Raw genomic sequence first — 24,111 nt, 5'->3', positions numbered from 1 at the left:
GTGGCGGGTCGAACGGTGGAAGGTGACACGTCATCCCAACTTACAGGCCATCCCGCTGGGCCCGCGCGTTGCTGATGACCGTGGGGTCGTTCGGGGACAGCGGCTTGTCGGCCCAGACGTGGTAGTCGAGGGTCGACTTCGGGCTCGGCGGCGCACCGGTGCGCTCGAGGATGTAGGTCATGATCTGGTTGAACACCGGCCCGGCGAGCATGCCGCCGAACATGCCGGCCGACGGCTTCTGGATGAAGACGGCGACGACGTACTTGGGCGCCTCGGCCGGCGCGTAGCCGATGAAGGAGGCCGTGAAGCCGTTGTAGCGCTTGAGCTTGTCGTCGTAGCGGTCGGCGGTACCGGTCTTGCCGGCGACGCGGTAGCCCTTGATCCGAGCCGCGCTGGCCGTGCCGTTCTGGCCGGTGACCTCCTCCATCATCCGCGAGAGCTTGACCGCGGTGTCCTGCGTGACGACGCGGGACGGGGTCGTCGGCGCCGAGGGGATGAAGGTGCCGCTGTCGTTGTAGACGCCCTCGACGAGCGAGGGCGGCACGCGCACGCCCTTGTTCGCGATGGTCTGGAAGACGCCGGCCTGCTGGATCGCCGTGACGGCGTAGCCCTGGCCGAAGAGGATCGTGTAGCGGCGGGTCGACACCCAGTCCTTGGCCCCGGCGAGGAGGCCGGCCGACTCACCGGGGAACCCGATCTGCGTCTTCTGGCCGACGCCGAACTTGCGGTAGTAGGACTCCATGACCGCCGGCGGGACGCGCTCGCCGATCATCATCGTGCCCATGTTCGAGGACTTGGCGAGCACGCCCGTGGCGGTCATGTTCTCGACGCCGTGCGGCTCGTTGTCCTTGAACGACGTACCGGCGCGCGGCAGGCGCGGCGGGACGATGACGCCGGTGTCGGGAGTGATGACCTTCTGTTCGAGCGCGGCTGCCATCGTCATGAGCTTGCCGGTGGAGCCGGGCTCGAAGGCGACGTTGAAGGCCTGGTTCTCGAGGTTGGAGGACTTGGCGTCGGCGAGGTCGTTGGGGTCGAAGGTCGGGTAGCTCGCGGCGGCCCGCACCTTGCCGGTGGCGACCTCCATGACGACCGCCGTGCCCGACTCGGCGCCCACGGCCGTGACCTGCTTGGCCAGGGCGTTCTGGGCGTACCACTGCAGGTCGGCGTCGATGGTGAGCTTGACGTTGCGCCCGTTGACGACCGGGGTGTCCACGCGCGTCGAGCCGGGGATGACGTAGCCGTCGCGGGCCCGCTCGGCCACCGACCGGCCGGGCGTGCCGGCGAGCGTCCTGTCGAGCATCTGCTCGACGCCGCCGGCGCCGGTCTGGTCCGAGGGCAGCACGTACCCGACGAGCTGGCCCAGGGCCATCGAGGTCGGGTAGACGCGCTGGGCGGTGCGTTCGCCGGTGACGCCCGGCACCCCGAGCGCACGGACCTCGCGGTAGACGGCCGGGTTGACGTTGCGGGCGAGCACGACGTAGCGGGTCTTCTGGCGGTTCAGCAGCGGCGTCAGGTCATCGACGCTCTTCTGCAGCAGCGGCGCCAGGGCCGTGGCCGCCTTGGAGACGCCGTCGGAGGTGCACTCCCCCGCGACCTTGACGAAGCAGCCGATGATCGTCGGGTCGGCGGCGACGGTGTACCGGTCGACGGACTGGGCCAGCACCTGACCCTTGGTGTCGAGGATCTCGCCGCGCATGGCCGGCGTGATCTGCGTGACGAGGCGCTTGTTCAGGGCGGCGGTCTGGGTGGCCGACGCGTCGAAGGCCTGGATGCGCAGCAGCTGCCCGGCGAAGATCGTGAAGACGAAGAGGGTGACGACGAACATGACCCGTGCCCGGCGGCGCGGGTTGACCTTGGAGATGCGCAGGGGCCGGCGCGGCGCGGGGCGCCGGGCGGCCGGCGCGCGCCGCGGCGCGGGACCACGGCCGGAGCCCTGCCCAGCCGCCTGCCGAGCACCCTGACCAGAACCCGTTCCCGGCGTCGGGGCCGCCGGTCGGCGGGGCACCTGGCCCGAGGCGCGCGAGGTCGAGGCGGTGCGAGCGGGCGTCTTCGGAGACGTCGAGGAGCCCGCGCGGGGTGCTCCCGCGCGGGCTGCTGTCCTCGTCGGGGCGGCCCCGCGGCCGGTGCGCCGAGGGTCGCCGCCTCGGGTCTGCGTCACCGAGTCACCTCGTGTCACCTCGTGGTCGTCGGGGCCGTGCCCTGCGTCTGCTGGCTCTGCTGCTGGGTCTGCGGCTGCGTCGTGCCCAGTGTGGAGCCAGAGGGGGCCCCGTCCGTCGCACCCGGCGTCGTCGGCGTGGCGCCGGCAGCCTTGGCGGCGACGGCGGCCGCGGCCTCCTCCGCCGTCGCGACCTTCGTCGCCTTGGCGAGGATGCTGCTGACCTTCTTGGTCACCGTGGGCGGCGTCGGGCTCGTGACGATCGGGAACGCGTTCTGCTTCGTGGCCGCCTCCGGCTCGCCGGTGACCTTCCCGGTGCGCAGGTCGATGTAGCCGCGCGTGTTCATCCGGACCATGCCGAGCTCGGAGGCGCTGCGCGCGAGGGCGCCGGTGGCGGACGCGGCGTCGATCTGCTCGTGGAGGTTGCTCGCGGTGTCGTCGAGGCGAGCCGACTCGCGCTGGAGGTCGCCGAGCGCGAGGGATCCCTGGGCCAAAGCCGTGTTGAGCAGGAGCAGGGCGATGAGGCCGCCGACGAGCAGGGTGATGCAGATCGCCGCGAACGCCCCGTTGCCGGTGCGGGCGATCGAGGACGGGATGACGCGGAGCGGGGCGGGCGCCGGTGCGCGTCGGGGGGCGCGGAGCGGCCGGGCCGTCGCGGTGATCTGGCTCATCGGGTGGGTCCCTTCCTGGTGGTGCTGCGGGCGGAGTGCGTGGAGGTGTCGCGCACGCGCTCGGCGACGCGAAGGCGGGCCGAGGCGGCTCGCGGGTTGGTGGCGACCTCGTCGGCCGAGGGCTCCTCGGCGCCTCGGGTCACGAGGGAGAGATAGGGGGCGTGCTCGGGCAGCTCGACCGGCAGGTCCGGCGGGGTGCTCGACGTGGCACCGGCGGCGAAGGCCCGCTTCGTCGTGCGGTCCTCGAGCGAGTGGTAGGACAGCACCGCGATGCGACCCCCGACCGCGAGCACGTCGACGGCCTCCTCGATGGCGCGGCGCCACACGGCGAGCTCGTCGTTGACCTCGATGCGCAGGGCCTGGAAGGTGCGCTTGGCCGGGTGCCCGCTCTGGCGCTGCGACGCCGCGGGGATGACGCGTCGGAGCATCTCCACGAGGCGCCCGGAGGAGCTGTACGGCTCGACCGCGCGGTCGTGGACGACGGCCCTCGCGATCTTGCGCGCGAAGCGCTCCTCGCCGTAGTCGCGCAGGATCCGCGTCAGGTCCTGCTCCGAGTAGGTGTTGAGCACGTCGGCGGCCGTGAGGCCGGTCGACTGGTCCATGCGCATGTCGAGCGGCGCGTCGACCCGGTAGGCGAACCCGCGGTCGGCCTCGTCGAGCTGCAGCGAGCTGACGCCGAGGTCGAAGAGGATGCCCTCGACGGCCGTGAGCCCGAGATCGGTGACGACGTCGCGGATCTCGTCGTAGACGGCGTGCACGGGTCGGAAGCGGTCGCCGAAGCGGGCGAGCCGCTCCCCCGCCAGAGCCAGGGCCTCACGGTCCCGGTCGATGCCGACCACGGTGCACTCGGGGAAGCGCTCGAGGACGCCCTCGGCGTGCCCGCCCATGCCCAGGGTCCCGTCGACGTGCACCGCTCCGGGCCGCTCGAGGGCCGGCGCGAGCAGGTCGAGGATCCGGTCGCGCATGACGGGAACGTGCCGTTCCTGCGCCGGTCCTCGGTCGGTCATGTGCGTCCCTCTCACGCGTGGTGCGGATGTGCTTGTTGTGACTTGTGGCGCAGATGGTGCTGGTGTGGCGCGGAGAAGGTCAGACGTCTGCCGAGTCGGTCCGGTCGATCCGGGGATGGGTGGGGCGTGGTGCCGGTGGAGGTGCGGGTGACGACCAGGTGGAGGGAGCTGGTCGTCACGGTGTTCGGTCTCGTGGTGGACACCTGGGGACTGGTCCCCATCCGCTGCCTCGCCCGGGACGGGGGAAGTCGTCCCGGGATCGGAGCGGCTGGAGGCCGGTGCTCAGGTGCGGTGTGCCTCAGAAGAGGCCGGGGATCACCTCCTCGGCCGTGTCGGCGAAGGCCTGCTCGGTCCGCTCGAGGTAGTCGTTCCAGACGGTGCTGTCCCAGACCTCGAGGCGCGAGCCGGCACCGATGACGGTGACGTCGCGGTCGAGGCCGGCGTACTGGCGCAGGTTGGCCGGGATGGTGAAGCGCCCCTGCTTGTCGGGGATCTCGTCGGAGGCACCGGACAGGAAGACGCGCATGTAGTCGCGGGCGGCGCGGCTCGTCGTCGGCGCCTGGCGCATCTGCTCGGCGACCGTGACGAACTCGTCCATGGGGTAGATGAACAGGCACCGCTCCTGGCCCCGGGTGACAACGAGCCCCCCGGCCATCCGATCGCGGTACTTGGCCGGCAGGAAGATGCGGCCCTTGTCGTCGAGACGAGGCGTGTGCGTTCCGAGAAACACGGTCCGCCACCTCCCCTGTCGACCCCGCGGGAACCCCATTCCCTACCTTGTTGCTCCACAGTACTCCACTTCACTCCAACGTCAACGACGTTTGACCGAAACTCACCGTCGGTGCGTCGCGTTTGCGCAGGTCAGCGGGGGTGGTGCGAAGTGGAGGGGAGGACTCCCCTGGGGTTCGCCCCGGCCCGGCGAGGCCCGACGCCTCAAGCCCCGACCCAGCGGCATCGTGCTCAGCAGGGGCGCGCTGACGCGTCGGGAACGAACCAACGAGGCCCGTTCGTCGTCCCGGTGGAGGAGAGTGGAGGAGGCCGGACGCGCCTTCTTGGGGTCACCAGCGCGTCGGTCACTACCGACACCCGGGGTCCATGGGAGAAGATCACCTGACGGGAGTGCGTCGGCCGCCACGAGCGGACCGGCGCATCGACATGGGGAAGAAAGCGGGTAGCAGTGACGACGACGCAGACCGGACTCGACACCACGGCCGGTGCCGGGGGGACCGACCTCGAGCTCGTGCACGACGTGGCCGACCGCCTCGTCACGGCCATGACGAGCGTCATCGAGGGCAAGCCCGAGGTCGTGCGCACGACCGTCACCGTCCTCTTCGCCGGCGGCCACCTGCTCATCGAGGACGTGCCGGGTGTCGGCAAGACGATGCTGGCCAAGGCCCTCGCGCGCTCGATCGACGCGACGGTGCGCCGCATCCAGTTCACGCCCGACCTGCTGCCGAGCGACGTCACCGGCGTCAGCGTCTTCAATCAGGACGCCCGACGCTTCGACTTCCGTCCGGGCGCGATCTTCGCCAACGTCGTCGTCGGCGACGAGATCAACCGGGCCTCGCCGAAGACCCAGTCGGCGCTGCTCGAGTCGATGGAGGAGCGTCAGGTCACCGTCGACGGCACGACGTACACGCTGCAGGCGCCGTTCATCGTCATGGCCACCCAGAACCCCATCGAGATGGAGGGCACCTACCCCCTCCCCGAGGCGCAGCGCGACCGTTTCATGGCGCGGATCTCGATGGGCTACCCGGCCCCGCAGGCCGAGCTCGAGCTGCTCGAGTCGCACGGCGCGCACTCGCCGCTCGAGGCACTCGTCCCGGTCACCGACGCCGACACCATCAACCGCGTCGTCGACGCAGTGACGCGCGTGCACGCCAGCCCGGCCGTGCGCCAGTACATCGTCGACCTCGTGGCGCGCACCCGCGCCACGACGGCGCTGCGCCTCGGCGCCTCGCCCCGAGCCGCGCTCCAGCTGCTCCGGGCCGCCCGCGCGCACGCCGCCCTCGAAGGTCGCGACCACGTCATCCCCGACGACGTACAGGTCCTCGCCTCCCCCGTGCTCGCCCACCGGCTCATGCCCTCGAGCGAGACCCAGCTGGCCCGCCGCACCACCGCCGACGTCGTCGTGGACCTCCTGCGCCAGGTGCCGGTCCCGCCGGCCGCACGCTGAGGCGGGAGGCCCGCTCGTGCGTGCCCTGCGCAGCGTCCTCACCACCCGGGGGCGTGCGTTCTTCGGCTCCGGCATCGTGCTCGTGCTCGCGGGGGTCGTCTTCGGCTTCCGCGACATCACCCGGTTCGGCGTGCTGCTCGTCGCGCTGCCCGTCATCTCCGCGACGCTCGTGCGCACGCGCCGAACCCGGATGCGCATCGAGCGGCACGCCCACCCCGAGCGCATCAGCGTCGGGCAGGACGCCCACGTCACCCTGTCCTTCGAGAACGTCTCCGGCTCGACCACGCCGATCTTCCTGGCCGAGGAGCGCATCGACTACGTCCTCGGCGACCGGCCGCGCTTCGTCGTCGGCCGCATCCCGCCCGGACGCGTGCGGGCCATCGACTACGGGGTGCGGTCGCACCTGCGCGGCCGGCACCGGCTCGGTCCTCTCGGCGTGCAGGTGCAGGACCCGTTCGGGCTGGCCAACCGCCACGCCGTCCTCGAGGGGACGAGCGACCTCGTGATCCTTCCGCAGGTGCACCCGCTCGGCTCGAGCCGGCACCCGAGCGCCGGCGTCGGGTCCGAGGGCGAGCAGGCCCACCTCATCGCCCTGCACGGCGAGGACGACGTGACGATCCGCGAGTACCGCGACGGCGACGACCTCCGGCGCATCCACTGGCCGGCCACCGCGCGCACCGGCGAGCTCATGGTGCGCCAGGAGGACCGCCCGGCCCAACGCCGCGCCCTCGTGATGCTCGACCCGCGCCCCTCCTCCCACGGCGGGTCGGGTGCCACCGGGTCCTTCGAGTGGTGCGTCACGGCCGCCGCGTCGATCGCGGTGCACCTGGCCGAGTCCGGCTACGCCGTGCACCTCGTGTGCGCTGAGACCGTCGACAGCGGCCGCGCGGCCGAGCCGATGCCCGTCGACGAGATCCTCGACGCGCTCGCCGTGACCCAGCTGCGCGACGACAGCGGCGAGGACGAGATCCTCCGTGCCGCCCAGGCCCTTGCCGCCGCGGGCGGCCTGGTCGTCGCCCTCGTCGGCCCGTTCGACCCTGACGTCACCTCGCGGGTGGCCAGCCTGCGCCAGCCGGGCACGACCGGCCTGGCCCTCGTCGTCGACGCCCGTTCGTTCGGCACGACCGACGCCGACGACGCCCTCGGGCACGTCGACGCCCTGCGGATGGCCGGGTGGCGTGCCGTGACGGCCACTCGGGACGACGACATCGCCCACGCGTGGGCCGTGCTGACCGCCGCGACCGTGGGAGGCAGCCGATGACCCGTCGACGCTGGCGCATCACCCTCCTCGGCGCCCTCGCCGTGCTCTGCGCGTGCTACCCGGTCACGAGTCTGTTCCTCGAGACGACGTGGTTCGGCCAGGCCGTCCTCGTCGTCGCCCTCACCGCGGGCGTCGGGCTGCTCATGCGCGGCCTGACCCGGTCGCGGTCGCTCGTCGTGGCGGTGCAGGTGCTCGTGCTCGCCGTCTTCATCGTACTGCGGTTCGCCGGCGGCACCTTCGCCTACCTCGTCGTGCCGACGCTCGACACCCTCGAGGTGCTCAACGGCCTCGGCCTGCAGGCCCTCGAGACGGTCCAGCGCTACAGCGCGCCCGCGCCGCTCAACGACGGTGTCACCTTCTGCCTGCTCATCATCGTCGCTCTCGTCGCGATCAGCGTCGACGCGGCGGCCGCGACGTGGCGCAGCCCGGCCGCGTCGGGCCTTCCTCTGCTCGCGGCCTACCTCGTCACGGCCGCCAACGGCGACTCCGCGCTGGCCCTGCGCTACTTCGTCCTGCCGGTCGTCGTGTGGCTGCTGATGGTGCACACGACGGCTCGGGCGCAGTTCGGGCGATGGGGCACGGCTCGGCCCGCCGAGCACAGTGAGATCGACGAGGCGGCCCACGACCGCGCCGCCCTCCGGACCTTCTCCGGCGCAGCAGTACGCGTCGGCGCCGTCGGCGTCGTGCTGGCCCTGCTCGTGCCGGCGATCGTGCCGCACTTCCCGCCGCGCTACCTCACCGACGGGCTCGGCCGCTCCGGCGGGGGTGGCCAGGGCACGGTCGGTTTCAACAACACCCTCGACCTCAGCCGCAGCCTCAACGACACCGACCAGACGCCGGTGCTGCGGTACACCACGACCGGCTTCACCCGACCGCCGCTGCGGGTGCTCGCGACGTCGTACTACTCCCGGGGCCAGTGGCAGGAGGCCGGCTCGAACCAGGGCCTCACCGACCCGGTGCCGCCGCCGCCGGGCGCACGGCGCTACGAGATGGCGGTCACCGGCAACGTCCTGTCGGCCCCGCGGATCGCTGCCCCGTTCCCGGTCCTGGCCGTCTCGATGCCGGGCACGATGTGGCACATCGACCCGGTGACCCGGGACGTCCGCGTCGACAAGGCGGTGGCCGACTACCGGGTCACCTACGCCGACACCGCCCCGAACGCGGCCCAGCTGCGGGAGTCCGGCACGCCGGACTCCCCCGACATCACCGACGACGACCTGACGATCCCGGACCGCTCCCGCGCCCTCATCGAGCGCTGGTCCGCGGAGGTCACCGCGGGCGCCGGCAACCCGCTCGACAAGGCCATCGCGATCCAGAACCACCTGCGCGACACCTCGCGGTACACCTACACCCTCGACCTCGGCGAGCCGCTGCGCGACGAGGCGGGCCGGCTGCTCGAGCCGATCGAGAACTTCTACCGGACGCGACGCGGCTACTGCGTGCAGTTCGCCACGGCGATGATCATGATGGCCCGCGCGCAGGGCATCCCGGCGCGGATGGCCATCGGCTTCCTGCCGGGTACCCGCTCCGGCGACGAGTACGTCGTCAAGGCCTCCGACGCCCACGCCTGGCCCGAGCTGTACTTCCAGGGCTACGGGTGGCTGCGCTTCGAGCCGACGCCGGGCGCTCGCTCCGGCACGCCGCCGCCCTATGCCGTCCTCGGCGCCGGCGCCGGCGGGACGGGCGCGGGCCGCTCCGTCGACGACACTCAGTCGGGAAAGGCGACGACCTCCACGGCGGTGCGCCCGACGCCGACGACGACCGTGGCCCCCAAGGCGGTGCAGCTCTCGTTCACCGACACCCTCGCCTCCGTGTTCAGCCTGCGCAACGTCGTCATCGTGCTCGGCGTCATCGTCGGCCTGCTCGCGGCGTTCGTCATGCCGCTGACGGCCTGGCTGCTCCGGGTGCAGCGTCGACGTGCCGCCGTGACCCGCCAGGACCTCATCGAGGCGGAGTGGGACGCGCTCACCTCACACCTCGGTGACCTCGGCCTCACCGCCCCGCAGGGCGTGACGCTGCGGCAGCTGCGCGAGCGGTACGTCACCGAGGGTCACCTCGACCCCGACGACGCCACGGCGATGGGACGCGTCACCGCGACCCTCGAGAAGGCCCGCTACGACCGGCCCGAGCGCACGACGCCGCAGGAGGCGGTCCGCCTGCACACCGACATCCGGTCGATCCGTCGCACCATCGGGCGCACCCGCGCGTGGCAGACGCGGCTTCGCTCGTTCATCTGGCCGACTGCCGGGGTGAGCTGGTGGCGCGGGCTGCCCGACCGGCTCGGCTCCCGTCGCCGCTGAAGCATCGAGAGAACGTTCGTCCGCGTCACATCGAAAGAGCAGCTCGTCCACGATGGACGAGCTGCTCTTTCGATATGAGGGTGGGCGGGCCCGTCAGTCGAGGTAGTCGCGCACTAGGGACGACCCAACGCTATGCACCCGGTGCTCATATGCGAGCACGGACAAGCCACTGTGCATCGCAATATCCTGGCTTGAGACCGGCTGCCTTGACATTCTCCGCCGCGCCGCTAGAACCATCAGTCGAGCGGCTCGAACTTCGGCTTCGGAGCGACCGCCGGCACTCGAGCTGCGTTGATGTGGAGCCAGCTGGGCGCGTCAACCGGCACTAGGCGGTGCTCGACTCCTACGAGATCCTGTTGAGCAGCATCGTTCAGAGCCGCCTCGATGTCGATGACCTTGGCTGTGGGGTACTTCTCCAGCTGCTCCTGAAGTCGCCGACCCATCGGCGTTGGCTTGTAGAAGTAGTGCCCACGCTCATGCTTTCCCAACGTGTAGATCGCCTCGGCAACGGCCTCGTATGCGTCGTTGAAGAGGCCCATGAAGCCGGAGGGGTCGGGAAGTACCGTCATCCACAGATTGTGCTTCGCTGACCACCTGACACCGCTGTGGAGGTCCGGGGCCTCGGGCACGATTGCCATGCGCAGCCCAGCACCGCCCTCCAACGTGTGCCAGTTGCTCTTGATGGTCGTTGCTAGGTGCCGGTAACGGTCGTGGTCACTCAGGAACAGATCCGTCTTCCAGATCTTGCGTATCCGACGCCCAAGTTGCCACTCGGCTGCCTGACCCTTGGCTGCAACTGCGACCCAGGTGTCGAACTTGAAGGGCCGGCCCTGCCCGTCGGGCAGGAGCACTGCCACATCGGCGGCTTCACTCACCATGGCGTCCAAGAAGCCGAGGTAGCGGGCACGTTCGTAGCCGAACAGGAGCGACTTGGGAGCCTGTATGTCTCGAAATCCTCGAGGCGACGCCTTTTGCATGGCCTCCATCAGTGGGTTCACGACCGTAGGCTCCGTGCCTAGGACGGCCTCGTGGACCGCCCACTCGAACCCGTCTCCACGCATGCCCTTATCGCGGTTGAGCCGGGCAAGCTTCGCCAGTTGGCGCATGGTGACTTGATCGCGATCGCGGTCCAAGTCCTCCAGGTCGCTGTACGTCAACTGGTCCAGCTGGGCCCGAAGGATCGAGCGTGCGATGGCGTAGAGAGCCCGGCCGCGCTCGTCTACGGGCTGGTGCTGCGTCACGAAGCTGATCTCCCCCGCGGAGGAGTTCGGCGATTTCCCCATATCGCGCAGTATGGACTAATCCGACTCCGCACTCATCGAAGCGGCTGGGCGCGCCCGCTCCGTGCCCAGGCAGCGACCCGAACACTAGTTCGACTGTCCTGCCACACTAGTGCCATGGCCGGCGGATCAGGGAGAGGGCATGAGCACCCGATCCCGCCGGTGCCGCCAGCTCGCCAGCACTGCTGGGTGAAGCACACCCGCGAGAACGGTGGGCCCCACCCCGGGCTCGTGACGGCTTGGCAGCTGCGTGAGGGCCAGTGGTGGGCGCGAGTCACGTACCTCGTCGTCGAGGCGGACGCGGTGGTCGACCAATGGTTTCGCGCCGATCAGCTCACGCCAGTCACCGCGCCCGGAACGTCGGCGTAGGAGGCGACGAGGCTGCGCTCGGGGGTCGCGGTCGTCGCCTCCTACTGCTTGTAGATCGAGCGGCTGCTGCCGTGCGTTACACCACCCACGCCCAGGGTAGTAAGCGCTTACCTGGCTGCAACGAATCGGCCACCGGCGACTGCCGGATGTGCAACGATCCGTGGACCAGCGCGCGACCTCTCCGACGGCTTCGCGCGCTGTGCCTCGCCCCCCACGAGGCGGCAACCGGAAGTTGGGCCGTCGCTCCACCCCCCCGGGCGGCGGCCCAACGTTCAGCCGATAGGTGGCCCTAGGCGCCGGACTCGCGACCGCGCAGTCTCTGCGCATGACGAACACGCTCTTGAACGTGCGACTCACCCTCTCACCTGACGCGCTCGCGCTCCTGGCCGACCTGCTCGACTTCCACGACGACGTCGACGCGCTCGCCGAGGATGCGGGCTGCGAGCCCGAGGTTGTCGAGCAGTTGCGCGCCGCCGTCGCGACCGCTCTCGACGCTCACGGAATGCGCCCCTGAGCCCCGAAGGGTCCCTGCCCGCTGTCCGACGAGCGGCGCACTATGTGTCACATGACAACAGACAGCGCACCCGACACCCCGACCGCCACATACAAGGAGATCCCCGCCTTGCTCGCCGCCCACGAGCCCTTCCACGGGCAGACGATGAGCGCGACACTCGAACCCGACGGCGCCTATCTCGTCCGCTCCTACGGCACGCTGATCGCGTTCGCGCACGGCACCCAGGTCGCCGTCTCGGACGTCGTCTACAGCCAGACGACGACACGGCACCAGCGGCTCTGCCGCGAGCATCTCCGAGCCCGGCCCGCAGACGGGGCCTGAGCGCTCCGCGGGGTCGGCCCCGATCAACCCACACGCGCACGCCCCTCTGGTCGGTCCACGGGGGCGTTTCTGCGTCATCTGGGTTGGGGCTACGTCAGTTCGGTCATGACCAGGGCCCACGCGGTTATGGTCGGGCTGGCAGGTGCGAAGCCCGTGCCTTAGAGACAAGGGGACAAACATGAGGAGTGACGACGACGTCGTCAAGGCACTCGATAAGTCGATTGCGAAGCTGGCGGCAGACGCCGGACACCCCGATGCCTACGCGGGCGTCGCCTCAGAAACAGCACTCGCGGTCCTGCGCCTCGCAGAGGCCAGGGCTTGGCTGACAAACCCGAGCCAACCGCACGGTGGTTCGGCGGGCAGCTCCAAGGCCGCATCCTCCTAGGTTCCTGAGGTGTTGCCGACGGTGGCGGCCGTGGTTGGCCGCCACCGTCGTCGCGACTGTGGCGGCTGACGTTGTGAAAGCAAGGACTCCTGATCGGCTGTCGATGCCCGACGCTTGATCGACAGGGCGTTGTTTAGGTGGACAGCGGCGGGCCTGAAGCAGGGTCCGAGAACCAACCCGCCGCCGCCACGACTCAGGTGAGGGACAGCACCCTCAGCGCGGTCGACGTGCCGGCCACGGACGAGTCGCCGCCGACGCGCCAGAACGCGAACCAGCCGCCCTGCCCGGTCGGGCGGCCGTTGGCGGTCGAGTGGACGACGGGGTCGTAGACGACGCTCATGCCGACCCGGTCGACGATGAAGTAGGACGCGCCGTCCCCGTAGAGGACGACCTTGTGCCCGCCGGTGGCGATGGTGCCGTCCATCGTCGTCGACTCGTAGGCGGCCTCCCCGAACGGCTGCATCGTCCCGGCGGCGAGCATCGGCTGCTGCGAGCCGGTGAACACTGGCGTCTGACGCAGGGCGTCCAGGGCGGTGACGTTGCCGAACCAGCCGGGTCGGGCGTTGCCGTTACGGAACCTCGCCGGCAGCGCCTGGTGCAGCGAGTAGATCCCGGCGGCGGTGATCGCGCCGCCGCCGATCGCCGTCGCGGTCGCCCGCGTGACGGCGCCGAACGGCTGGCCCGAGCCCGTGCCGGTCGCGAACGCGGCCTCCTCGAGCCGGTCCTTCGCGTCGCCGAGCAGCGACGGGAGCTGCTGGACGAAGTCGGAGTCGTCGAGGACCTCGTAGGAGCCGAACACCCACGCCGCGCCCTTGACGGGCGTGATCTTCGTCTGCGCGACCGTCGGGGAGTTGTCAGCGACCTCGGTGCCCTCGGCTTGCCACGCGGCGTTGACCCCGGCGGAGGTGACGCCGTTCCAGTCGTTCGTCGTGGTCGTCTGGGCGGTCGCCCACTGCCGCCACGGGTTCGCGCTGCCGGTGTTCGTCAGGATGATCGTCGGGTCGAGCGTGAACGGCACCATGTACCCGCCGTTGGCGGCGGTCAGCGACATCGCGGCACGAACGGACGTCCCGCCCATGGGCGCGCTCGCCCAGTCACGCTCGGTGCCGGCGAGGTCGCGGGTGAAGGACCGGGTGCGCGCCATCGCGAGCCGCTCCTCGTCGGTGAGGTCAAGCAGGAAGTTCGTCGGCGAGCGCAGCACCTTGTCGAACGCGGACCGGTAGGCCGGGTCCGACAGGGCCAGGATCTGGCCGGCGGCGTGCCCGCGCGCAGTCACCGCGTGCGGGTAGAGGTGGCCCCACTCGTCGGGGTCGGGCGCGTCGAGGAGCCCCGCGAGCCGGTCGAGCCCGGCGTCGGGCACGCCGTCGGCGCGGAGCATGTCGATGACGGAGTCGGCCCGGCGCAGAAGGTCGTCGTGGCCGAGCCCGGTCAGTGTCTCGGCCCGGCGGATCCCGTCGTAGGCAGCCGTCCGGTGCTGGAGGACGACGGTCGGGTCGCCGCCGGTGCGACGCCGCGACGACGGGATGTCCAGGGTGCTCCTCGGCTGGTCGACGGTCTCGCGGTTGCCCGGAGCCGCGGCCCTCGCCACGAGCTCGGCGCGGCGGCGGGCCCGGTCGAGCTCGTCGTCGGCGTCGAGGGCGACGATCGCCGAGTACTCCTCCTCGAACGCCGCGAGCTCGGCGTCCTGGGTGCGGCTGCGCCGCGCGTAGCCCTGCAGGCGGGTGATGTCGACGGCGAGCGCGGTCCGGCGGGCGGCGCGCGCGTGCGGCGCTAGCGCCCGCAGCTGCTCGTCGACGACGGGCCCGTCCTCGACGATGCGCTCGAGGGCGCGGGTGGTCGGGGTGTCAGTCATGGGAGTCATCTCCAAAGTGGTCACACCAAGAGGGGCGTTGGGAGGCGCGTCTGCGGGGCGCTCGGCCACCTCGGGCTCGTGCCCGGCCGGGTGGTCCTCCTCCGGGCTTGCCCGACCACGGAGACATCTCGTCTGCGACTGTGCTGCCGACCGGCATTTGCCTGACGTCGAGGTCGCGCTTCAAGTGTAGGCGGCGGTCACTCGTCGGCCTCAGGCTGCGGCAGGTCGAGGTCGGTCGGCAGGTTGACGCCCTCGACGAGTTCGTCGAACTCGAGGTTGATCTCGTGCCGCTGATCGGCGACGTGCTCGCGGAGTGCCGCTCCGAGCAGTGTGAAGAACGCCGCGAACGGCCCGGCGCCGATGCGGGCGGCGGCACGCTCGCACCAGCGGGCCATCCGCACCACCTGGTTGGTGCTGAGCCCGGTCGCCCCGATCGGAACCGTGATGAAGCCCGCCGGCACGGGCGTCCATCCGTCGTCGTTCGTCTTCATGCTCACCGGTCTGTTCCTTTCGCGTAGTGAAAGTGGGAATGTCCGAGACGCCGGAACGCCGGAGGGAGATCCTCTGCGACGGGCGGGTCTGGATGGGCTCGCGGTCACGGCCCGACCCCGCCCCCCTTGTGGGTACATGTCCTTTCGGTGTCATGGCGGGTCCAGGGGCAGGGTCGTCTGGCCGTCGTCGCCGAGCCACGCCCAGCTCGCGATTGTGGCGACGTAGACGCCGACCCCGGTCATGCCCTGCGCATCTAGCCGGTCGGCATGGGCGAGGGCGTCGCGCCGGCGACGGAAGCGTCGGATCTCGACGTCGTGTCGGGCATGCCGTGGGTTGACCCACCGGACCTCGACGATCTCGGAGCCGTTGGGATGGAGCGGGTTACGAGTGCTCACGATGCCTCCCTGTGGAGCGGCAGCCCGGGTTGCCGCCGCGTCTTCCGCTGATCGCGCGAACTGCCGCGCTCGACGTGAGGCTTCATGACCCAGCCTCTGGACAGCCGGGTCGGTGACCCTGTGTCTCGACGTGGAAGCCGCACCTAGAGCAGCGACCGTCACCGGTCGGAACCTGGAAGTCTGACATTGGTAGCGCTGTAGCGCTTGTAGCGCTTTCCTCGGCAGACACACCCATGACGTGGTCCGACGTGACGTCTGGAGGGTGCGTCTCTGTCTCTCTCAGTTCCCTAGAGGCTCCCTCACTATCGGCTACGTACCGGCTCCACGGGTCGTGCAGGTCGGCCGCCGTGTAGCCCTTGAGCACGCTTCCGTTGATGCGGATGTTCCCCGACGTGACCCCGTAGTTGCTGAGGAAGCGGGCGAGACGGCGGGCATTGAGCTCCTTGCCGGAAAGGTCACCCCAGGGCGACTCCTCCATGGCGACGAGGGCCGTGAGGATGTCCTCGGTTGACATCGCGTCGCGCCCGGCGAAGATGATCCGGAGGTCGCGGAGCAGCGTCACGCCGAGGCTGAGAGCGACTGCCCGGGAATCCGCTACATGCGCTACGGCGCTACGCCGGGCCATGTCCGGCCACCCCTCACCGGCGAGATCGGCGACCGCGAGGAGCGCCTCCCACACGTCCGCGTTGCGGTCCTCGATCCCCGGCGGCATGACGGGCCACGCCACCTCGCCGGGCACGGTCCGCGCCCACGCGGCCAGTTCGTCGCGAAGCTGGGTGGCCTCAGGTCCGTGGATGCGCAGCCGCCACGGCTCGACCGGTTCGGATGCGGCGCGGCGCCGCATCCGGACCACGACGGCCCTCGTCATGATCGTGTCGGGCAGGTCGTTGAGCCCGGCGAGCGCGACCGCGCAGTACGCGGGGAGCTCCTCGGTCTCGACCTGCTTGCCCTTGACGACGCAGCGGCCGGCCATGGCGCCGCGCCGGTGCCCGGCATTGAGCATCCCGCGGACGTCTTCGTTGTCCTTGGCCTTCGGCCCGAACACGGTGTCGATCTCGTCGTAGAGGATCGTCGGCAGGCCGTCCGGGTCGGACACCTTGCGGAAGAGGTAGGCGGGGGTCGTGTTGACGGCGTGGACCGGTCGCGGCACGAGCGGCTCGGTGACCTCGAGACATCGGGACTTGCCCGAGCCCGCCTCGGGCGAGAGGAACGCGATGCGGGGCGTGGACTCCCACCGCTCCATCAGGTGCGTGTGCGCGATCCAGAGCGTGTGGGCGACGTGCGCGTGCTCGCTTGGGTAGGCGATGAAGCGACCGAGGAAGGCATGGACGCGGTCGAGCACGCCCGCACCGAGGACGGCGGGCGGCGTGGGCGCTCCCGGCACGGGGACGAGGTCTGCGAGCGTGTGCCCAGCTTCGATGTGGTCGGTGACGTCCTTCCCCTCGGCCGGCTCCATCACGATCACGAGCTCGGCGACGGGACGCAGGACGTCAGCGATGTCGGCCGCGGCGTGTCGGCCGGCCTCGTCGCGGTCGGGGACGATGACGACCTTGGCATCTTTGAGGGCCTGCGTGTACTCGTCGCGCCACTTGGCCGACTGCCCGGGCTGCCACGCGCCCTCCGTCCACGTGGTCGCGGTGAAGCCGAGATGGCCCAGGGTGTTGGCGTCCTTCTCGCCCTCGACGAGGTAGATGAAGTCCTGGGCCCTGATGGCGTCCACGACGGCGGGCAGGTTGTAGAGGACACGACGAGTCCCGTTGAGGTTCCAGTCCCATCCGCCGCGCCCGTCAGGGCGGCGCTGCCGGAACGACTTCGGGACCCGTCGCAGCTTCTCGTACAGGAGGGTTCCCTCCTCGTCCACGTAGCGGTAAGTCGCGACGACGTCCGGGCTGGATCCGCCTTGCGGGTGAGCAGGCTCGTCGAACAGGTCCGCCAGGGTGAGCCCGAGCGCCTCGACGACGTCCTCGACCGCGCAGCCCGCGTGGCACATGACGAGCACCTTGCCGTCGGCTCGGGCGACCGACAGGGACGCGTTCCGGTCGTCGTGGGCCGGGCACTGCGCCCCGGTGCGGGTGACCCGGCAGCCGTGGTCCCGTAGCGCGGCGACGAGCCTGTCGAACGCGCCCATCACCGCTCACCACCGTCGTCGCGCGGTGCCGTGTCGCTGGCGCGGCTTACACTGATCGCGGTGATGCGGTTGCGAGGTGCCCCGGCTGCCTGGTCGGGGCCCTTGTCATGTCTGGGCATCGCGCTTCGCCCGGCCTCGGCCTCGGCCTGGGCCCGGCGACGCCGGGCCTGCGCGGACCTGAGGGACAGGCGTGTGTAGTACGCCTTCCTCACTGACTCGGCGCGCTTCGGGTCACCGTGCGCCTCGTCGAGGAACTTCTGTTCCAGGGCAGCCCGGGCAGGTGCCGTACGCGCGGCCCAGTCCTCGGTCTGCGCCCATGACTCGTGGGCTGCGAGCCGCCCCCACATGGACAGCTCGGGGTTGACGTTCGGGTTCGGCCGTCGGGCCATCGGGGGCCACACCTCTCGGCACGCGCACCCGACCCCAAAGAGGGGTCCGGCGCTGACTTGCCGCGAGTGGCTCTACATCCTCGTCGTCAGACGCTCAGCGTCTGCCCCGCGAGGCCGCCCGGCTGGCCGATGTCGCTCTTCATCCGCTTTGGCCGCCAGCGCCCGGCACCATGTAGCCGGGATTGGGTGATGAAGAGTCAAGGGCTCCTGGTCGCGTATCACCATTCACTCGTGGTGACACGACAATGATAGGCCGATCTGCGGACAGCGCCGGACACCGGCGCACCGGTCAGAGCTCGCCGAGGTTGAGCGCTCGGGCCTCCTCGGCAGCGCGGGCGGACGCCTGCGCCTTGGTGTACCGCAGGAGCATGTCCGGCCGTGTCCACCCGGCGACCGCCATGAGGCCGCCCTCGGAGCCGCCGGCTGCGAGCCAGCGGTGCGCGGCGGTGTGCCGCAGCAGGTGCGGGTGGAACCCGACGATGCCGGCAGCCCGGGCCCGCTCCCCCAGCGACTTGTGGAGGGCGTCGTAGGTGAACGTCTTGCCGCGGTCGCCGAGCCAGAGGGCGGGGCTGCTCGCGCCGAGCCGGTGGTGGCGCCGCAGGCGCAGGTAGCGGTCGATCGCCTGGGCGGTGTTCGGCCCGAACGGGACGAGTCTGCCCTTGCCGCCCTTGCCGCGGCGGATGACGGCCGTGCCGGCGGCGAGATCGACGTCGGCGAGGGCCATCGCGGCGACCTCGCCGGCCCGGGCTCCCGTCTCCACCATGAGCCGGACGATCGCCTCGTCGCGGCGGTGCCGCAGCGCCTCGAGAGGGCTCGCGCCCTTGGGCGGGGCGCACGCCTTGACCAGGGCGCGGATCTGGTCCTCGGTCAGCGGCTCGACGACGGTCTGGTCGAGCTTCGGGGCCTTGAGCCCGAGGAACGGGTCAGCGCCGATCTCGCCCTCCTCGGCGAGCCACGCGGTGAGGCGGCGGACGGCGAGCTGCCGGGAGCGGGCGGTCGACGCGGCCGCGCCGCCGTCGAGGAGCGCGGCCACCCAGCCGCGAAGGCTCGCGCGCGCGAGCGGGTCGACCCCTCGGGCCTCGCACCAGCGCAGGTAGTACCTGACGCCGTCGGTGTACGCCTTGAGGGTTTGCTCGGACTTGCGGTCGGCGCGCAGCGAGAGCGCCCACGAGTCGGCGAGCAGCCGCAGGTCGGCGACGGTGACGACGGTGGAGGGGGTGGTGCCCATGCTTTCTAGCGTAGGCCCGATATCTGGACTAGCACCGCTGTGCGGGGGACCTCCGCTGCCTAAACGGGCACGAAACAGCCCCTGACCAGCGGAAACGTGGTCAGGGGCTGTTGTCGGTCAGTCGAGGTAGTCGCGCAGGACCTGCGAACGGCTCGGGTGACGCAGCTTGCTCATCGTCTTGGACTCGATCTGGCGGATCCGCTCACGCGTCACGCCGTAGACCTTGCCGATCTCGTCGAGCGTCTTCGGCTGGCCGTCGGTCAGGCCGAAACGCATCGACACCACGCCTGCCTCGCGCTCGGAGAGCGTGTCGAGGACCGAGTGCAGCTGCTCCTGCAGCAGCGTGAAACTGACGGCGTCGGCCGGGACGATCGCCTCCGAGTCCTCGATGAGGTCACCGAACTCGCTGTCGCCGTCCTCGCCGAGCGGCGTGTGCAGCGAGATGGGCTCGCGGCCGTACTTCTGGACCTCGACGACCTTCTCGGGCGTCATGTCCAGCTCCTTGGCCAGCTCCTCCGGGGTGGGCTCGCGCCCGAGGTCCTGGAGCATCTGGCGCTGGACGCGGGCCAGCTTGTTGATGACCTCGACCATGTGCACCGGGATGCGGATGGTGCGGGCCTGGTCGGCCATGGCGCGGGTGATGGCCTGGCGGATCCACCACGTGGCGTACGTCGAGAACTTGTAGCCCTTGGTGTAGTCGAACTTCTCGACCGCACGGATGAGGCCGAGGTTGCCCTCCTGGATGAGGTCGAGGAAGAGCATGCCGCGACCGGTGTAGCGCTTGGCGAGCGAGACGACGAGGCGCAGGTTGGCCTCGAGCAGGTGGTTCTTGGCCTTCTTGCCGTCCTGGGCGATCCACCAGAGCTCACGCTTGAGCTTCATGTCGATCTTGTCGCCGGAGTTGAGCTTCTCCTCGGCGAACAGGCCGGCCTCGATGCGCTTGGCGAGCTCGACCTCCTGCTCGGCGTTGAGGAGGGCGACCTTGCCGATCTGCTTGAGGTAGTCCTTGACGGGGTCGGCCGTGGCACCGGCCGTGACGACCTGCTGGGCCGGGGCGTCGTCCTCGTCGTCGTCGCGGATGACGAAGCCGGACTCCTCGGCCTCCTCGGCCGGGGCGGCGCCCTGGGCGGCCGGAGCCGCCTCGTCGCCGTCCTCGGAGTCCGCACCCTCGGCGGTCGCCTCGGCGTCGTCGCTGTCGTCCTCGTCGGTGACCTCGACGTCCTCGAGCTCGCTCTCGTCGGCGTCCTCGGGTTCGGCGTCGTCGTCGGCGTCGGTGTCGGCAGCGCCGGCGGTCTTCTTCGCCGCGGCCTTCGTCGTCGCGGTCTTCTTGGCCGCGGCCTTCTTGGCGGCCGGCTTGGCGGCAGCCTTGGCGACTCCGGCGTTCGTCGCGGCCTTCTTGGCCGCCGCCTTCTTGGCCGTGGTGTCCTCGGCGTCGCCGGACACAGCCGCGTCAGCAGCCTTCGTCGTCGTGACGGCGGCCTTCTTGGCCGTCGTCTTGGCGGTCGTGGTCCTCTTGGCAGTCGTCGTCGCAGCAGCGGTGGTGGAACGTGCGGTGGCCACAGTGCCTCCCTTGGTCCCGGATCGGGTTCGCTTCTTCGTCTCGGTGTGCGGCGCGTCGACGACGATCTCGATGTCGTGGGCCTCGAGGGTGACGAGGACCGGCTTCATCTGCTTCAGGTCGAGGGCGGCCTCAGCCTGAGCTCGTGCGATCTCGGTGCCGGTGATGCTTCCGTTGGTGCTGCCTCTGACCAGGAGCTGCATGATCGCCTCGTGCTGGAAAACCTTCGGCAGGGTCTTGGGGGTTCCAGCGGGTGTTGCCTTCGGCACGGATGCAGTCGCCTTTCATCGCGGGTCTCGTGTGACGCGGGCCGACGTCGGGCACGCGGACATGCCACATCACAACGAACGAGAATGGGGGTTCGTGCCGGAAGTGCGTGGCCTGTCGGAGTCGGGTCCCTCGGACGATCTCTCGGTGTGCCTCATGCGATCCGGTACTCGGACATTATAAAACGCCCGGTGGCGTGCGAGCGAACGGATCCGCCCGACGGCCGTGTCGTCGGTGTGATGCGCGTCCCGCAACGGGGTGGAACGCGTCGCGGCGACCGGCTCAGCCGGCCTTGACCGCCAGCACCGGGCAGGAGGCGTCGAGCAGGATCCGCTGGGCGTTCGAGCCGAGGATCAGCTTGCCGACGGGGCTGCGGCGACGCAGGCCGATGACGATGAAGTCGGCGTGCTCCTCCTCGGCGACGCTGATGAGGTCCTCGGCCGGGTCGTTGCCGCGGACGAGCTGGCGCACCTCGTGCTCGAGGCCCTTGTCGGTCAGGAGGGCCGTGACGCGGGCGAGCTCGGCCTCGAACGCAGCGGCCTCGTCGGCGTCGAAGTCCTTCCCACCTCGGTGGGAGCTGATGACGACGAGCTTGGTGCCCCGGAGGACGCATTCCTCGGCGGCTCGCTTGAGCGCCGCGCGTCCCTCCTTGGTGGCGACGTATCCGACGACGATGGCCACTTCCCGGACCTCCTTGGTACGGCAACAAACCGGTGGTCGCACCGTACCCGATATGGGTCGGCGCGGCACCGGCACGAGCGGACTGCCCCGCCGCCGGTCGTGACCGTGTCCGCGATCTGTCAGCGAGGGCGGCGCCGGGCGAGCGCCTCGCGGACGACCGAGCCCACCTGCGCCTCCTCGATGAGGAAGCCGTCGTGGCCGAAGGCCGAGCTGATCGACACGCGTGTCGCGCCGGGCAGCGCGGCGTGGAGCTCGTCGGACAGCCTCGGCGGGTAGAGACGGTCGGTGTCGACGGAGACGACGGTGCAGTCGGCCGTGACACGGGCCAGCGCCGCCTCGAGCCCGCCGCGGTCGCGGCCGACGTCGTGGGAGTTCATCGCCTCGGTGAGGACGACGTAGGAGTTGGCGTCGAAGCGGCGGGCGAGCTTGCCCGCGTGGTGGTCGAGGTAGGACTCGACGGCGAAGCGCCCTCTGCCGGCAGCACGCTCACCGACGCTGAAAGGGTCCTCGCCGAGCTGGGCCTCGCGACCGAACCGGTCGCCGAGCTCGGCCTCGGTGCGGTAGGTGACGTGCGCGATGCGACGCGCCAGGCCCAGGCCGGTGTCGGGGCGGTGCGCCGACTCGTAGTAGTCGCCGCCGGCGAAGTGCGGGTCGGTGCGGATCGCGAGCAGCTGCGGCTGGCACCACGCGATCTGGTCGGCGGTGGCGTAGGGCGTCGAGGCGAGCACGATGCAGCGCTCGACGGCGTCGGGGTGGCTGACCGCCCACTCGAGGGCGCGCATGCCACCCATCGAGCCGCCGATGACGGCGGCGACGCCGGTGATGCCGAGCCGCGAGAGCAGGACCCGCTCGGCGGCGACCTGGTCGCGCACCGTGACGTACGGGAAGCGGCTGCCCCACGGGCGCCCGTCGGGGGCCGGGCTCGCCGGCCCGGTCGTGCCCTGGCAGCCACCGAGGACGTTGGCGGCGACGACGAACCACTCGTCGGGGTCGACCGCCTGGCCGGGCCCGATGAGGCTGTTCCACCAGCCCGGCGACGGATGACCCTCACCGGCCTCGCCGACGACGTGGCTGTCGCCGGTCAGGGCGTGCTCGACCAGGACGACGTTGTCGCGGGCCTCGTTGAGCCGGCCCCACGTCTCGTAGGCCACGCGGACGCCGGGCAGCACTCCCCCGCGCTCGAGCTCGAGGTCACCGAGGTCGGCGAACCGGCGCCCGCCGACCGGGTCGCCGTCACGCCACACGCCGTCCCCGCGGCGGGCGTCCGTACGCTCGTCCGTTCCGTCGGGAGCCTGGGGGCGATGGACCGGGCGGCGCGTGACCTGGCCGGGACGGTGGGTCACAGTCATGCGGAGTGCTCCTCGGATGTTCGCGCTTGCCGCAGTCCGTACCGGTGCGGCCTGGTCCTCACCCGGGGCACCCCACCGCGAAGGAGGGTTGCCGGCCAGCGAGCCGGGGCTTGTCGCTGGCGCTCATGACCTGCTCCCAACCATACGCGACGGGGGGTTCGGCCACCGCGAGCCGGTCCAGCCCGTGGACCGGACCGGACGACCGGGTCAGGCGCACCGCGGCGGGCGGATGCCGCGCTCGAGCACCGCCCGGACGAGCGTCGCCAGACCGTGTCCCGGATCGGCGAGCAGGGCACGGTCGGCCGCGAACGACGCATGGGCGCCGACGCCGAGCCACCAGCCGTACGCGGCGGTCGCCGCGAGGACCGGCGCCGCGCAAGGCCCGGGCGTGGCCCGGCACAGCTGTTCGACGCGTGCCAGGACGAGCCGCTCGGTCTGGGCCTCGGTGTCGGCGTCCGTTCCGGGGTCGCCGTGGGTGTCGATCGCTCGAGCGAGGCGGGTGGCCAGCTCCTCGGCCACGTGGTCACCAGGGAAGCCCGGGCAGAGCCACGAGACGACGAGGTCGCGCACGGGCGTGTCGACGAGTGACCCGACGAGCGCTGCGACGGTCCGGGGTGACGGGTCGACGTCCAGCCCGTCACGCACGAGCCGCACCCAGGCCCCGAGGGCCTCGTCGACGAGCTCACCGCGCGCCCGACCGTCGGCGGTCGTGCCGCCCTCGCCGGTTCGGTCGAGCTCGCGCACCCACTCCTCGACCGCGAGCAGCCGCGCGTCGTGGTGAGGGTCCTCAGGCGGGAGGGGCTCGACGAGCCGGGCCAGCTCCTCGCGGCTGCCGAGGACGGCGGTCCCCATCGCGACGTACTCGGCGACGGCAGGGACGTCGGCCGGCTCGGGCATCGGCCGCCCCGGCGACGGGCAGCAGTCGCAGTCGAGGCCGAACCAGCGCCCGTCGCGCACGACCAGCCGCTCGCCGACCGTCACCCCTTCCTCGTCGAAACCATCGCGCAGCGCGTCGAGCAGCGGCACCGGATCGCCCCTCTCGTCCGGGCCGCCGGCGAAGCCGACGAGGACGACACGGCTCGGACGCTCCTGCACGAGGGTCGGCACGCTCTGCTCGGCCGCGCGTGCGGCGCCGGCCGGACCGACGAGGTCGAGCCGGGCCACCAGCCCGAGGCGCACCTCGTGGAAGCAGACGACGACGACGCTGCGTTCGGGCCGGAAGCCGAGGTGGAAGGGCAGGACCGTCAGCAGCTCGGCCGGTCCGGACAGGGAGATCTTCGGCATGCCCGAAGGCTCCCCCGGGCCGGGCCGGAGCGGCAGCCCGGTGCGATCC

Annotated in this window: 20 protein-coding genes and 1 riboswitch; of the genes, 5 read left to right on the top strand and 15 right to left on the bottom strand. The window is 71.2% G+C overall.

Annotated elements, in window-relative coordinates:
* Positions 1–40: 40 nt before the first annotated feature.
* The 4 genes from AC3A5R_RS16865 to mraZ form a co-directional block, all read right to left on the bottom strand.
* The gene (locus AC3A5R_RS16865) at positions 41–1,825 is read right to left on the bottom strand and encodes a peptidoglycan D,D-transpeptidase FtsI family protein (RefSeq protein ID WP_487621917.1); all 1,785 of its coding nucleotides are present in this window, start codon (positions 1,823–1,825) and stop codon (positions 41–43) included.
* A gap of 347 nt (positions 1,826–2,172) precedes the next feature.
* A complete protein-coding gene (gene ftsL / locus AC3A5R_RS16860) occupies positions 2,173–2,826 on the bottom strand; it encodes a cell division protein FtsL (RefSeq protein WP_487621916.1) in 654 nt (217 codons plus the stop codon).
* A complete protein-coding gene (gene rsmH / locus AC3A5R_RS16855; protein ID WP_487621915.1) occupies positions 2,823–3,833 on the bottom strand; it encodes a 16S rRNA (cytosine(1402)-N(4))-methyltransferase RsmH in 1,011 nt (336 codons plus the stop codon). Before rsmH ends, ftsL begins: the two co-directional genes overlap by 4 nt.
* A 298-nt stretch (positions 3,834–4,131) precedes the next feature.
* Positions 4,132–4,563: a division/cell wall cluster transcriptional repressor MraZ gene (gene mraZ / locus AC3A5R_RS16850; protein ID WP_076258867.1), complete on the bottom strand. Its 432-nt coding sequence runs from the start codon at positions 4,561–4,563 to the stop codon at positions 4,132–4,134.
* A 447-nt stretch (positions 4,564–5,010) separates the two neighbouring features.
* On the opposite strand from mraZ, the gene AC3A5R_RS16845 reads away from it, so the two are divergent.
* The 3 genes from AC3A5R_RS16845 to AC3A5R_RS16835 are packed head-to-tail and all read left to right on the top strand — an operon-like array spanning position 5,011 to position 9,570.
* Positions 5,011–6,009 carry an AAA family ATPase gene (locus AC3A5R_RS16845; protein WP_487621914.1) on the top strand — a complete coding sequence of 333 codons (999 nt, stop codon included), beginning with the start codon at positions 5,011–5,013 and terminating at the stop codon, positions 6,007–6,009.
* A 16-nt stretch (positions 6,010–6,025) separates the two neighbouring features.
* On the top strand, positions 6,026–7,270 hold the full coding sequence (locus AC3A5R_RS16840; RefSeq protein WP_487621913.1) for a DUF58 domain-containing protein: 1,245 nt from the start codon (positions 6,026–6,028) through the stop codon (positions 7,268–7,270).
* Positions 7,267–9,570 (top strand): transglutaminase TgpA family protein, encoded by a 2,304-nt coding sequence (locus AC3A5R_RS16835; RefSeq protein ID WP_487621912.1) that lies wholly within the window; start codon positions 7,267–7,269, stop codon positions 9,568–9,570. The genes AC3A5R_RS16840 and AC3A5R_RS16835 overlap by 4 nt, the downstream gene beginning before the upstream one ends.
* A 236-nt stretch (positions 9,571–9,806) precedes the next feature.
* Here the strand turns inward: AC3A5R_RS16835 and AC3A5R_RS16830 are convergent, their stop codons facing one another.
* Complete coding sequence (locus tag AC3A5R_RS16830) at positions 9,807–10,811, bottom strand: hypothetical protein (protein WP_487621911.1); 1,005 nt, start codon at positions 10,809–10,811, stop codon at positions 9,807–9,809.
* Between the two features lie 733 nt (positions 10,812–11,544).
* Between AC3A5R_RS16830 and AC3A5R_RS16825 the strand changes: the two genes are divergently transcribed.
* Together AC3A5R_RS16825 and AC3A5R_RS16820 are read left to right on the top strand one after the other, a co-directional pair.
* Positions 11,545–11,733, top strand: a complete 189-nt coding sequence (locus AC3A5R_RS16825) for a hypothetical protein (RefSeq protein ID WP_487621910.1) — start codon at positions 11,545–11,547, stop codon at positions 11,731–11,733.
* A gap of 51 nt (positions 11,734–11,784) precedes the next feature.
* The gene (locus AC3A5R_RS16820) at positions 11,785–12,054 is read left to right on the top strand and encodes a DUF8033 domain-containing protein (RefSeq protein ID WP_487621909.1); all 270 of its coding nucleotides are present in this window, start codon (positions 11,785–11,787) and stop codon (positions 12,052–12,054) included.
* A gap of 578 nt (positions 12,055–12,632) precedes the next feature.
* On the opposite strand, the gene AC3A5R_RS16815 is transcribed toward AC3A5R_RS16820, so the two are convergent.
* The 10 genes from AC3A5R_RS16815 to AC3A5R_RS16770 form a co-directional block, all read right to left on the bottom strand.
* Positions 12,633–14,291 carry a phage major capsid protein gene (locus tag AC3A5R_RS16815; RefSeq protein ID WP_487621908.1) on the bottom strand — a complete coding sequence of 553 codons (1,659 nt, stop codon included), beginning with the start codon at positions 14,289–14,291 and terminating at the stop codon, positions 12,633–12,635.
* A 197-nt stretch (positions 14,292–14,488) separates the two neighbouring features.
* Complete coding sequence (locus tag AC3A5R_RS16810) at positions 14,489–14,788, bottom strand: hypothetical protein (protein WP_487621907.1); 300 nt, start codon at positions 14,786–14,788, stop codon at positions 14,489–14,491.
* 144 nt (positions 14,789–14,932) lie between these two features.
* Positions 14,933–15,178 (bottom strand): hypothetical protein, encoded by a 246-nt coding sequence (locus AC3A5R_RS16805; protein WP_487621906.1) that lies wholly within the window; start codon positions 15,176–15,178, stop codon positions 14,933–14,935.
* 82 nt (positions 15,179–15,260) lie between these two features.
* Complete coding sequence (locus tag AC3A5R_RS16800) at positions 15,261–17,306, bottom strand: DUF3631 domain-containing protein (RefSeq protein WP_487621905.1); 2,046 nt, start codon at positions 17,304–17,306, stop codon at positions 15,261–15,263.
* Entirely contained in the window at positions 17,306–17,695 is a 390-nt protein-coding gene (locus AC3A5R_RS16795; protein WP_487621904.1) for a hypothetical protein, read from the bottom strand. The genes AC3A5R_RS16800 and AC3A5R_RS16795 overlap by 1 nt, the downstream gene beginning before the upstream one ends.
* A gap of 289 nt (positions 17,696–17,984) precedes the next feature.
* Positions 17,985–18,923: a tyrosine-type recombinase/integrase gene (locus AC3A5R_RS16790; protein ID WP_487621903.1), complete on the bottom strand. Its 939-nt coding sequence runs from the start codon at positions 18,921–18,923 to the stop codon at positions 17,985–17,987.
* Between the two features lie 117 nt (positions 18,924–19,040).
* Positions 19,041–20,714 (bottom strand): RNA polymerase sigma factor, encoded by a 1,674-nt coding sequence (locus tag AC3A5R_RS16785; RefSeq protein WP_487621971.1) that lies wholly within the window; start codon positions 20,712–20,714, stop codon positions 19,041–19,043.
* Positions 20,715–21,030: 316 nt separating this feature from the next.
* Positions 21,031–21,429 (bottom strand): universal stress protein, encoded by a 399-nt coding sequence (locus AC3A5R_RS16780; RefSeq protein ID WP_487621902.1) that lies wholly within the window; start codon positions 21,427–21,429, stop codon positions 21,031–21,033.
* A gap of 119 nt (positions 21,430–21,548) precedes the next feature.
* A complete protein-coding gene (metX, locus tag AC3A5R_RS16775) occupies positions 21,549–22,778 on the bottom strand; it encodes a homoserine O-acetyltransferase MetX (protein ID WP_487621901.1) in 1,230 nt (409 codons plus the stop codon).
* Between the two features lie 17 nt (positions 22,779–22,795).
* Positions 22,796–22,909, bottom strand: a riboswitch (SAM riboswitch).
* A gap of 76 nt (positions 22,910–22,985) precedes the next feature.
* The gene (locus AC3A5R_RS16770; protein ID WP_487621900.1) at positions 22,986–24,062 is read right to left on the bottom strand and encodes a DUF4192 domain-containing protein; all 1,077 of its coding nucleotides are present in this window, start codon (positions 24,060–24,062) and stop codon (positions 22,986–22,988) included.
* Between the last annotated feature and the right edge of the window lie 49 nt (positions 24,063–24,111).

Source organism: Intrasporangium sp. Soil_C_50, assembly GCF_057656595.1.
This window is presented reverse-complemented; position numbering and strand designations above follow the sequence as displayed.